This window comes from Niastella vici, from assembly GCF_002077945.1.
GTDB classification, from domain to species: Bacteria; Bacteroidota; Bacteroidia; order Chitinophagales; family Chitinophagaceae; genus Niastella; species Niastella vici.
In genome coordinates, this window is sequence record NZ_LVYD01000061.1 from 72593 (window position 1) to 85059 (window position 12467).

Consider the following 12467-nt stretch of genomic DNA (forward strand, 5'->3'; position numbering starts at 1 on the left):
GGCACCTCAATATTTCAGACATACCTGATCCTTTTATTCCTCTATTTCATTTTAAAAACCTTACATGATTTTAACCAATCTGTTCCATGCACCTCAATTATATATATACCGCTTTTAAGCGAGGCTTATTTATTTCATTTGCCCCCTGCGATGATTGCATCGATCGTACGCTGGTCCTTTACCGTATTGTTCTGCCGGTCCAACGCGCCACCTGTATCCCACCAGAAAGGTTTTATGCCACGGGCCAGTGCTTCTTTCGTTGTAAAGGTTATCCAATAGTCCACCGAAGCGTTATGCAGGGCCAGCTCTTTTGGAATATTGGCGGAACCATCACGCCTGTAGGCGCCATACTCCCCCATCAGCACCGGGATCCCTTTATCGACAAATTTTGTTTTCATCTTATTATAGTCAGCAATGTGGTCGTTCTCTTCTCCGTAGGTAGCGTTACGATCAGGCTCAATGGATGAATGATAGCCGTTGCCCCAGTAGTAAGCCATTTTACCCCAGCTCACGTCCTGGTTAAGGAAACAAAACTGTGCCGGCGTATAATTATGCACTTCAACCATCAGGCGATTGGTCACCGGATCTTTAGGAAGTGTATTCATAAGGTCGTATGTCAATGACATAGATGTACTTGGCCCCTGAAGAATAAGAACGCGGTAGCTGTTTTTTCCGCCTGTTGAACGTACAGCATCAACGAAGGTCTGGTGATAAACTGCTAACACGCCCATCTCCTCAGCATTATCAGCAGCCGGTTCATTAGCGCTTGCAAACATCAGATGCTCGTCAAAGTCGCGCATGGCGGTAGCGATCTGCTCCCATAATGCTTTTTGTTTAGCACTTACAGAATCCTGCTTTAGTTTACTGATGTTATTTTCGAGCCAGCCACCGTCCCAGTGAATATTAAGCATAACATACATGCCATTATTTACACAATAACCCACCACCTCTTTTACCCTGTTAACCCAATTTTGATCAATGTGCGCAGTTGCACTATTATCAATATGTAAATTCCAGGCGCATGGAATGCGAATAGCAGTAAAGCCCAACTGTTTTACAGCTTTTACATACGATTCGGTGATCAGGGGATTGCCCCAGCCTGTTTCTCCGCCTGTAGCTTCCAGGGTATTCCCAATGTTCCATCCCAATTTGAATTTGGCTGCCAGTGGCACAGCGGCACTCATTCCTGTTGAATCAGGGGTTTTGGGTGAAGTATTATAGGACGGATAGATCTGGCTGAGCTGCGAAACGGTAACTCTGCGGGCCTGGCCGTTATCAGCGCTTACGGTTACTACAGTTGAGCGCGAAGCGCCGGTTGTGTTGGCCGTTGCAGTCACCTGAATCGTGTTGTTGCCGCTATTGCCGGTTGTTTTACTTAATTGCAACCAGGCAGCAGCATTACTGACGCTCCAGTGTGCATTTCCGTTAATGGCAAGGTCTGCCGTACCTCCGCCGGCCGGAAGATTGATTTCAGCGGGCGACACCGAAAGTTCCGGTGCTGCGGCCGACCCACTTTTATGACAACCGGTAAAAAACAATACGGCAACCAGAAATCCTGTCATTGCAAATCCCTTTGTGAGCTTATCACTTTTTGTATTCATAGAAAGGTAATTTTCTCCTAATAGACCTGAAGGATGGAACAATTTTCATTGCCCATCCTCAGGTCATTGTGTGCTTATGAGCGGGTTTATCAGTCAGAAATAATATTATCTTTTCACCACCCTGAAATTATCAAAGGCGGCTTTAAAGGCAGTCGCTGTTGGCGAAGTGCCGTAATTATGCATAACCAGTATCATGTCGCTGGTGCCTGAGCTTCCCACCAGGTCGCTAATGCTTGTTACGGGCGCTCCTTTACCATCGCCCAGCGTAGCATCATTTTTACGGAACGATGAGAGCGGAATGGTTACGGTTTGCCACCCCTTTGTTTTATAGGGGGCGGTGGAAGTTTCAGTAATCTTCCAGGGTTCATAGCGCGCCATATAACCATTGGAACTTTTAATACCAATGGTACCGCCATTCCATGAAGCAGGAACATTGATCTCGAATTTGAGGGCCCAGGCATTAACGTTGTCTCCAACATTACCTGCAGGCAACCATTGCACACCACCCATGCGAATGGCAGTACTAAACTCATCACCGGCCCCGGCGTTCATTACATTAGTTTTCAGCGCGAGAAACATTGATGAATTGCCTGTGAAAGCAGCGTCATATGGCGGCCATCCAGAACTGGGGTCGCCGCTTGTGAGTTCAGCGCCGCCCCACCAATCCCAGTGAAACAGTGGCCCCCACTCAAAATTGGATACTATTCCAGTAGTAACATCATTTACATTGTAAGCTGTGGTGAAAGTGCCCGCGGTAGTTTTAATTACGACCGGCCCGCTTTGAGAAAGCGATGGCACAACAAATCCAACAGAAGATCCATCATCAGCAGCTTTCCAGGAAGTAATTGTTGCCCCGGCAAAGCTGAGGTTTTGAACAGCGAAGAAATTATTCCCATACAGGTAAACCGAATCACCGGCGGCCGGGTTCTCATTAGACACACCTGTAATGATCGGCGGGCCAATTATTGCGATAGCGAAAGTGCCGGTGCCAACATTGTTTGTATAACTGATCATATTGGCTAACGTAGCATCGCCACCCGACAGATCAGCCGGCACCGTTACAATAGCGCTTGAATCGGTATACACTATACTCGTTAAATCAGCGGCAACGCCCTGGAATGCTATTTTCACCGGATTCTTAATATTGAATCCAAGTATATTTACCTTTTCTCCGGGAAATATAGCTTTCGCAATGGTGTCGTTGGGGGAAGGAGAAGCGCTTCTTACATAAGAAATGAACGGCGCCCCAATGATACTGAGCTTGAAAGTAGCCGTGCCACCGTCGCCCACTACCATAATTTCATCCATCTTATCTTTTGGCACCGATTGAAAGGCAATGGAAGGTATTTGAATAACAATACTTTGGTCGGTTGTAAAAGTTGATTTAACGGAAGCAGGAACGCCGTCAAAAAAGGCCCTGCTAACGTTGCTTAAATTATTCCCCATCACAACAACCCACTGGCCGGCATTCACCGTTTGCACAACGGTATCGTTAGGTGCAGCGGCATAATTCCTCACACTTGTAATAACAGGTGCGCTCATTTTATCTTTTTTGCATGCAGGCAGCATGGAAGCTGCAACAAGCAATAAAAGCAGTAAACAAGGTATGCGATTATATATATTCTTGTTCATTCTATTTTTTTTATCGGTTAATATCAGAAATAATGTACCGGTGGTTCAGCCAGCTTTGGATTGGCTGTTACTTCAGCCGATGGCAACGGGAATAAGAATGTATTGCTGTTAGCCGGTGTAATAATACCGAAAGGGGTTTCGGGTGTTACCGTACCGTTGTCATAGGTAAACGTACCCCGGTCTTGCTTGTTTAAAATACTTATTGCCTTTTGAGGATTGTAGTAAGACAGCCGAACCAGGTCGTACCAGAAATGGCCTTCCCCCGCCAGCTCAATCCTTCTTTCATTAAAAATGCTATCGGCATTGAGCACGGTCACCGGATCAATGCCTGCCCGTTGACGTACTTTATTGAAATATAAAAGTGCGTCGGCATCTGCGGTTGTTGCATTATTACCCAGGATAGATTCTGCATAGATCAGGTACACATCTGCCAGTCTTAATAAAGAATTATGCTCGGCAGATGAGGTCAGGTTCATGGTAGGCGCATTGTTATCTACATTTGTGCCTATGATATGTTTCTTTAAACCGTTATTACCTTTAAAGGTATATCCACCGCCTGCAGCATTGAGCTCGGGATAATAATCACCCTTAAGCATGAAAGTTGCTTTGCGCCGTACAGAATCATTTTTCGTGTATAACTGAAACATATCAACTGTAGGCCGGATACTAAACCAACCAGCTGATCCATTTGCCGAGATCTCGGCACCGCCGGGCGAATAGATCTGTAACATATTTCCTTCGAGCCAGCCACCACCGGGCGCCCATTGCAACGCAAACAATGATTCGGGATTATCATTATACTGTGTTCTGAAAAGATTGGCATAAGAAGGCAACAGGGATAAACCGCTTTTTTTACAAACATTGCCCGCATATTTTTTTGCACTGTCTAAAAAAGCCTGGTTGCGCACACCTGAAGTTTGTCCCAGGCCGGCCATCGTTAAATACACTTTTGCCAACATACCCTGGGCCGACCAGGTTGTTGCTCTTCCTGGTGCATCGGTAACAGGCAGGGTTTGGGCGGCAAACATAAGGTCATTGGTAATAAACTTAAAAACATCTTCCACGGCAACCCGGTTAACCAATGGGGAATTGATCAGTTTGCTATTATCTTCGATAATAGGCACTGCACCCCATAAGGTAGCCAGGCTGTAATAAGCAAACCCCCGAATGAACTTGGCCTCGGCAATAGCGGCGTTCTTGTCTTTTTCAGCAAGCGTAGCCGGTGATTTTTGCTGAATGGCATTAATAGTAACATTGCAATGCGCAATCACTTTATACATGCCGCTCCAGTTGGCGGCCATGATGGAATTTTGACCGGTAACTGAAAATGTAAGCAATTGAACGGCATCGCCCCAATACCCTACCGCCATATTACCACTCAGCACTTCACCAACCGGAAGATAACAGTTATAATTCCAGTCGCCCCAGATCTTTCCTCCATACAATGCAGCAGTGGCCAACCTGAGGTCATTGGAGGTTTGATAAAAATTATCGGTGCTGATCTGTGACAATGGGGGGCGGTCGAGAAACTGTTTATTACAGGCTGCCGAAAACGTGGCAGCAACGAATAAGCAGAAATATACTTTATATATGAGTTTCATACTATTATTTTATTTGGTTAACGCAACGTTCGCTCCAATGGTAAATACACGCGGCTGGGGATAATAACCATTATCCATACCTGCACTAAGCGGGTCCCAGGAACCAATTTCAGGGTCCATGCCTTTATACTTTGTAATAATGAAGGCATTGGTCACATTCACATAAAGCCTGAGCGCATGCAGGTGTGCTTTTGACAATAATTTTTCTGATAAATTATAACCCAGTGCAATGGTCTTGCATCTTACAAAAGAGCCATCTTCAATGAATTTATCCGAGATCCTGTTGTTTTCATTGGTGTTGTCATTTCGGATGCCTACGATCCGGGTTTCGGGGTTCACTACATACACATTATTAATATCAGTAGCCGATCCATTGGGGTCTTTTAAAGCAAGCTTCGCATAACCTGTCAATGACTTCAGGTAACCATAGCTTGTTCCGGGATACTCGCCATTGATGCGCATGCCATTCAGCACTTTGTTGCCAATATTGGCGCTGAAAAAGATGTTCAGGTCAAAATTTTTGTATGTGAAGGTATTGCCTAATCCCAACTGGAATTTTGGAATGGGCGATCCAAGGAATGTTTGGTCTTTTTCATCAATGATGCCATCGCCATTCATATCCCTGAACATAAGGTCGCCATACCAGATACTACCACCGGCTGCGCCCACAGGCAGCTTCACGCCGGCCTTTGCCGGAATAGCATGTGTTTTAAAGTCATCGGGAGTGGCAAAAACACCATCTACCATATACCCATAAAATTCACCGATAGATCTTCCCACCACTGAGTTCGATGCAATGCTGCCGCCGTAATAACCAGGCAGCGAGGCGCCGTCGGTATTGAGCTTTAAGATCTCATTGATATTGTGCGAAGCAACAAAGTCTGTTTTCCAACTGAAGTTTTTCTTCCTGATCATTTGAGCGCTTATTCTCAGATCAAATCCTTTGTTGCTGATGGAGCCAACGTTTACATAAGGTGATTCCATGGCGCCGGGAGAGTATCCGGTTGCTACGCCTGAATACGTAGGCAGCGGAATTTTCATCAACAGCCCGTCGGTTTTGCGATTATAATAATCAAGCGAGAAATTGATACGCCAGTTAAGGAAGGCACCATCGAGGCCAATGTTCGCATAATTTGTTTTTTCCCATTTTACATAGGGGTTAGCCATGTTGGTAGTAAGCTGGGCTATGCCCGACAAGCCGGTAGCAATTGTACCCAGCGTTGAGGTGTAAGCGTAGTCCCTGATGTTCTGGTTGTTTGTTAAACCATAACCGGCACGCAGTTTCAGCTCATTTACAAAACTCACCGTCTTTAAAAATTCCTCATTATTGAGCTTCCAGGCGAACGCACCTGACCAGGTGGCCACCCAACGATTGTCGGGAGCAAATTTTGACGACCCGTCGGCACGGAAATTACCTGTAAACAGGTACTTGTCGTTTATTCCCAAATTCAACCGGCCGAACCAGGATTCCTGCGCACTTTGTCCTTTATCGCCTGAGTTGGAGGCGGTAGTGGGATCGCCGCTGCTGATCACCTGTACATTGTTCGACGGGAAGTTGTTGCGGGCGGCGCTTACATTTTCATAAGTGCTCAGTTGCGCCTCATGGCCTGCCATTATATTGGCATTGTATTTATTGTTGAATAAATGATTATAAGTAAGATAATTCCTTACTGTAGTATAATAGTTTTGGCCATAGTTGTAAGATGCGCTGTTCGTGTTGCGCACTACAAGGCCAAAGGTATAAGAGGGATAAAAGCGGTCTTCAGTGCCCATAGAAAAACTTCCGGTCACTTCATTTCTCAAAACCAGGTCTTTGATAAAGGAGATCTCAGCATAGGCATTACCGAAAAGCTGGTTTCTTTTTCCCTGGTCTTTATTTATAAGAGCGATAGCATACGGGTTCACGGTGGGGTTCACCCATCCGTTTGGATTATAGGCGCCGCCCCAACTGCCATCTGCATTCTTTACCGGTATATCGGGGGTTTGGCTGAGTGCTGTATTAATTACGTTACTGCTGGTGCTATTGACATTCTCTTTGATGTTTACCAATTGCAGGCTTGTTCCTATTTTCAACCAGTTGGTTGTTTTATTATCGAGGTTCAGCCGCACAGAGATCCTTCTGAAGTCTGATCCCAATGCAATTCCCTCCTGTTTGAATAAAGTACCTGAAAGGAGATATTGCGTTCTTACATCGCCACCACTTACAGAAACTGAATGATTCGACATGGGTGCATTCCTGAATAATTCTTTTTGCCAGTCGGTTCCCTTACCCAGGTACTGCGGATTGGCAAACTCGGGCCTTGTATCGAAGCCCCAGCCCATGCCGGAATTTCTGTCGTTAATGAAAGCTGCAAACTCGCTCAAATTCATCAGGGGTAATCTTCTTAATATTTGTTGAAAACCAGCATAGCCATCATAAGTTATACGGGGCGCTGCTACCTGGCCTCTTTTTGTGGTGATGACGATAACCCCATTGGTAGCCTGAGAGCCATAAATGGCCGTGGCAGATGCGTCTTTCAACAGATCTACCGACTCAATCTCAGAGGTATTGATGGCAGCCAAAGGATTTGCTCCCGGGCCGGTAATACCGGCGCCGCCTACAATTACTCCATCGATCACATATAATGGGTTAGTGGAACCGAAAGAAGATACACCCCGGATCTGAACAGACACAGCGCCACCGGGCTGGCCGGAGATCTGTTGTACCACTACACCGGCCATCTTTCCCTGCAAAGCCTGGTCAAATGTAGCAGGCTGTACTTTACGCAACTCATCGCCGGTAACAGAAGAAATGGCGCCGGTAACGTCTTTTCGTTTTACCCGGCCATAACCAATTACCACCACATCGTCGAGTTTGACGGAAGTTTGGTCCAGTTTCACTTCGATGGTAGTACCCTTGCCTACTTTCACCTCTTTGGGCTGGTAACCGATCATGGAGATCATCAGTTTGTCGCCGGGGGCGGCTACAATGGTAAACTCGCCGTTCTGGTTAGAAACTGTGATTGCAGAGCTCCCGGGAATAGAAACGGAAGCATCGGCTAATGGCTTGTTATCGGCAGAAGCGAGAACTTTTCCGGTAATCTTTATTTTACCGGCCTTTTCCTGTGCCTGGCTGTTCAAGCCTATCAGCAGGCAGCAGGAGAAACTCCATAACAGAGTTTTCTGTACAATCGTTGAAAATCTCATAAGCAAACAATTGCGTTAGCGTTAAAAAAATAAACTGTTTAGTTTTGGTCGTTTTTCCCTTTGCGGGTGGCTCATTAAAACGCTTGAAGTTGTTGTGGTGAAAACAGCCATTGCTGCCAATAAGACTTGGCTACTGAAGAATTCCCAAAATGAGACAGCTGTTGTTTCATACCGCAAAACAATCGTCAAATGAACACTGTAAAAATATTGCCGGGAAGTTTAAAGTATGGTCTCAGAATGTTACAGACTATGGTAATAAATGTTGCAAACAGATGATTTTCATTCCATCATGCATTACCGTCAAAAAAAAACGCTACGAAACGTTGAGTCTCGTAGCGCATTATAGTATAGTTGTAATGGGGTGAACTTAAGAAAGGACCTTTATCACATTTGCATACGACAATTCATCAGAAGTTTTGCCGGGCAGCAGCACTACCAGGCCCTTCTCCGTTCTTTCGAAAACCAATGATTGCTTTGTGGGTAACCACTCTACTTTTTGAATTTCTTTCGGGAAATGCGGACTGTTCTTCGCCAGGCTTTTTATTACAATTTTTCCGTCTTCGGGCCAGCCCATGGCTGTAGCATACAACACCTCTCCTTTTACATTAAAGCGAATGTCTTCATGGGTAAATGGTTTTCCATTTCCTTCATTAAAGCCCTGCTCGGCCAGTTTTTTTTCCTGTGCAGGCCCTTCCCCAAATATTTTCCATGGCCTGGTTCCATAAATGCTTTCACTATTTACATTCATCCAGGCACCAATTTGTTCAACAACCTTTCTTTCTTTTTCATCGATGGTGCCATCACCGCGTACAGGTATGTTCAACATTAAATTGCCATTCTTGCTCACAATATCAACCAAACTATGAATAACCGTTTTAGCTGTTTTGTAACCGTTGCGTTCATATATTCCACGATCATAATGCCAGCCGCCAATGCAGGTATCGGTTTGCCAGGGCAGCGGTTTAATTTCGCTTGCCTGTCCTCTTTCAATATCCCATACCATGGCCTTGCGTTGATCTTCATTCAGCTTTTTTCCATTGAGCACTGCCCGAAGCGCTCCATGTTCTTTAATGCTTTTGTTGTACAAATGAGCGGCAATGCGCAAGCCCACATCGCTAACAGGCCATAAGGGAAGCTGGTCATCGTCGAAATAAACAAGCTCAGGATTGTATTTATTGATAAGGTCAATAGTGCGGTTGTAAAACTTTTCGATGTATGCCTTGCCGGGCGGGCATACCCCATTGCCCCAATCCCATTGCCCGACGTCGAAATTATTATCCCAACTGTTCTCGCTTAAGGGATGGTCCTGTGCATATAATTCCTGGGGGTTCAATCCATTCCACCATTTTCCTTTGCCATCTGCGCTGGTCAGTTTTCCATCGTAAGGAATGCCGGCATACTGACCGGTTTTATCGGCCCGTTGCGCCACTTCGTACCAACGCCATGCATGTGAAGCATGAACGCTTACGCCAAAGGGAAGGCCATTATTGCGGGCTGCCTTTGCCCAACCGCCGATCAGATCTTTTTTAGGGCCGATTTTGGTAGCATTCCAATGCTGCTGATACTTACTATCGTACAAATCAAAATTGTCGTGGTGATTGGCAAGGGCCATAAAATATTTTGCACCTGCTTTTTTGTACAGGCTCACTAATTCCTCAGGGTCCCAGTTTGCGGCCTTCCATTCGTTGATCACATCTTTAAAACCAAATATTGAAGGATGGCCGTATTTTTGAAGATGGACCTTATATTGTCCTGATCCTTCCTCGTACATATTTCTTGCATACCAGTCGCCCGCTTCGGGCTGGCATTGTGGCCCCCAGTGCGCCCACATGCCAAACTTGGCATCCCTGAACCATTCGGGGGTTTTATAATGCTGCAACGATTCCCACGAAGGCAGGAATGGGCCTTTTGCAATGGCCTCACCTGAAAATGGCGCTTCAATGAAATTATTTCCCAGCGCCCGTGATAACCAAAGAGAAGGCAGTGTGACCGCCATTCCTTTTATTAATGTTCGGCGTTTCATTTAAAAAAGTTTATGTTTTATACAATCATTTCATCAACCGCACATAATAAACGCCCCGCATCTTTGAGTTGCCGGAAGCCGAAAATTTTACCTCAACAGCTTCGGTTTCCCGGTTAAGCATATTATCCGGTATAACATAATCAACATCAAAGAACGAATTTCCCTTTGCGCCATCTAAATTTTCGTTCTTTAATAAAGCGCCGTTTATAAAAATCTCAAAGCTGCTTTTATCGGCTCCGTAATACGTTACCCGCAACTTCTTTGCTGCATGCCGGCTATTTTTTAATTGATAGCTGAACCATCCACCCGCACTGCGCCAATGTTTGTCTTTGAATATTCCGGCTTCTGTATTCTCACCTTTGAACTGATGATCTACCTCCGATTGTTGTTCGCCCGGTGCAACCTGATCAACAGTGTTATTCTCGAGTTCAAGCTTTTGTTTTTCCTGTTGCGCTAAATTTTGCAGCATTTCTTTCAACCCTTTTTCGTCAGTCACCCGCCAGTAGATCATGTAGCGGGCATCGTGAATGGTAGAGAAAGGCTGGAGTATTAAATTCCTGGATGTAGCCGGATATATTACATTAGCCGCGGTGAAATGAAGGGGTTTATCTTTCACCGCCTTTAATTGTAAAGCAGGATTGCCCTGGGAAGAAACGATCACCGGCGCTTTGTCAATTGCATAAAGCGGCCCGCCGGCTACATGTCCCATTCTGCTTCCGCCGGCTCTCAACCCAACAAGGTTCGAAGTATCTGTTTTAGCAGCCAGTACAATTGGCCCATACAAAAAGGAAGCCCATGGTGACCCATCTGGTAAATACTCCATGGCAGCATGCATAGGCAGCCGAACGGCAATCACATCGCCTGTTTTCCATGTTCTGTTTATGACCACAAAGCCATTTTCATCTTTCGTTGCAGGTAAACGCCGGCCATTCACGGTTAGCTGCATTTGCCCGTTTGGCACCCATCCAGGATACCGCACATGCACTTTAAATTGTTTAGGTTCTTTTATAGTAAACTTAAGCAAAGATGTTTCCTGGTATGGAAAGTTCGTTTGCTGCACCAATGAAATGCCTTTCTCTTTCCATTCAAGCTTTGATGCCATAAACAGGTTCACAAAAAGATCATTGGCGTCATGGGCGTAAATGAGTTCGCCATATTTCCCATGATTTTCCATGCCGGTACCCACGCAGCACCAAAAACATTCCTGCGGCTGCGAATACACGCGGTAATGTTGTGGCCGCATGGGCGTGAAATAAACAAATCCTCCTTCAGGGCTTTGGGAAGATAAAATATGATTGTAGAGGGCCCTTTCAAAATAATCGAGGTAAGCGCTTTTAGGATTGGAAAGAAACAATTTCTCTGTAAGGCGCAGCATATTGTAGGTGTTACAGCTTTCGGGCCCCTGCACATCATCGATCATGGAAGAAAAGTCGGCGGCCGGATGAAAATGCTCGCGAACACTATTGCCGCCAATGGAAACGGTTCGGTGTTGAACAACCGTGTGCCAAAAAAAATCTGCGGCATTCGCCCAGGCAGTATCTCCGTCGATCTCGGCAATGCGCTTAAAACCGATCACTTTGGGTATTTGTGTATTCGCATGCAAACCAGTCAAAGAATCCTTTCCCTGCAAAAGCGGGGACAATATGGCTTTATGCGATAGCTTCCTGGCCATTTCCAAATATTTATGATCGCCGGTGATAGCTGCTACATCGGCAAACACTTCATTGATACCGCCCTGTTCGGTCTTCAATATTTGCTGCATTTGATCATTGGTGAGCGCTGCGGTGATGGAAATAAACCAATCGGACAATTTAATGAGAATTGCTTTTGCTTTTTCATTGCCTGCAATCAAATACGCATCGCGCAGCCCGGCAAACAATTTGTGAATATTGTAAAGTGGTACCCACCGGTTGCCCAATGAAAAACTGCCTGCTTTTATTTTTCCTTCTGCCATTTCTTTCCACAAATCTTTTCCACGAGGTACTCCGCTTACATATCCATGCCCATCTTTTCGCTGGCACGAATCGAGCCAGTCAATCATATAATTCAACCGGCCCAACACATCTTTGTTGCCGGTTGCGGCATACATGTTTGCAAGGGCCGACAAATAATGCCCGCCAGTGTGGCCATCCAACCCGATACTTTCCCAATTACCGTAATTTTCTTTGATGGGTGCTATGCCGGCTTCTTTTAAGAAGGGGGCCAAAAGACGATCGGGGTCCAGTTGCAGCAGGTATTGCAGATCGATTTGCTGCGCCTCTTTAAACGGACTGTTCAACAATTCAACGGACGATAACGGAAAAGCGGATAATCCCGGCTGGGAAAAGCAGGCAATGGAAAGAAGAAATAAAACGGTAAACAGGCTTACGATCTTCATCATTTAAAAATATTTATGACTATTGCTGTGTAATAGTCAATAGAACC

General features: G+C 45.5%; 6 protein-coding genes. All 6 read right to left on the reverse strand.

Translation table 11 applies throughout. The features are described 5' to 3' along the window. Positions 1 to 134: 134 nt before the first annotated feature. The 6 genes from A3860_RS28280 to A3860_RS28305 all read right to left on the reverse strand — a co-directional run bounded on the left by A3860_RS28280 (position 135) and on the right by A3860_RS28305 (position 12423). On the reverse strand, positions 135 to 1601 hold the full coding sequence (locus A3860_RS28280) for a cellulase family glycosylhydrolase (RefSeq protein ID WP_143774300.1): 1467 nt from the start codon (positions 1599 to 1601) through the stop codon (positions 135 to 137). A gap of 105 nt (positions 1602 to 1706) precedes the next feature. Next, positions 1707 to 3233, reverse strand: a complete 1527-nt coding sequence (locus A3860_RS28285; RefSeq protein WP_081152972.1) for a glycan-binding surface protein — start codon at positions 3231 to 3233, stop codon at positions 1707 to 1709. A 23-nt stretch (positions 3234 to 3256) separates the two neighbouring features. Continuing rightward, the gene (locus A3860_RS28290; RefSeq protein WP_081152975.1) at positions 3257 to 4834 is read right to left on the reverse strand and encodes a RagB/SusD family nutrient uptake outer membrane protein; all 1578 of its coding nucleotides are present in this window, start codon (positions 4832 to 4834) and stop codon (positions 3257 to 3259) included. Positions 4835 to 4843: 9 nt separating this feature from the next. Then, complete coding sequence (locus A3860_RS28295) at positions 4844 to 8020, reverse strand: SusC/RagA family TonB-linked outer membrane protein (protein WP_081152980.1); 3177 nt, start codon at positions 8018 to 8020, stop codon at positions 4844 to 4846. 367 nt (positions 8021 to 8387) lie between these two features. Next, the gene (locus A3860_RS28300) at positions 8388 to 10043 is read right to left on the reverse strand and encodes an alpha-L-fucosidase (RefSeq protein ID WP_081152983.1); all 1656 of its coding nucleotides are present in this window, start codon (positions 10041 to 10043) and stop codon (positions 8388 to 8390) included. A gap of 25 nt (positions 10044 to 10068) precedes the next feature. Further along, entirely contained in the window at positions 10069 to 12423 is a 2355-nt protein-coding gene (locus tag A3860_RS28305; protein ID WP_081152986.1) for a glycoside hydrolase family 127 protein, read from the reverse strand. Between the last annotated feature and the right edge of the window lie 44 nt (positions 12424 to 12467).

What these genes read in the sequence shown, in the direction of transcription:
- A3860_RS28280 (WP_143774300.1), bottom strand. Translation starts at nt 1,601, where the DNA reads ATGAATACAAAAAGTGATAAGCTCACAAAGGGATTTGCAATGACAGGA.
- A3860_RS28285 (WP_081152972.1), bottom strand. Translation starts at nt 3,233, where the DNA reads ATGAACAAGAATATATATAATCGCATACCTTGTTTACTGCTTTTATTG.
- A3860_RS28290 (WP_081152975.1), bottom strand. Translation starts at nt 4,834, where the DNA reads ATGAAACTCATATATAAAGTATATTTCTGCTTATTCGTTGCTGCCACG.
- A3860_RS28295 (WP_081152980.1), bottom strand. Translation starts at nt 8,020, where the DNA reads ATGAGATTTTCAACGATTGTACAGAAAACTCTGTTATGGAGTTTCTCC.
- A3860_RS28300 (WP_081152983.1), bottom strand. Translation starts at nt 10,043, where the DNA reads ATGAAACGCCGAACATTAATAAAAGGAATGGCGGTCACACTGCCTTCT.
- A3860_RS28305 (WP_081152986.1), bottom strand. Translation starts at nt 12,423, where the DNA reads ATGATGAAGATCGTAAGCCTGTTTACCGTTTTATTTCTTCTTTCCATT.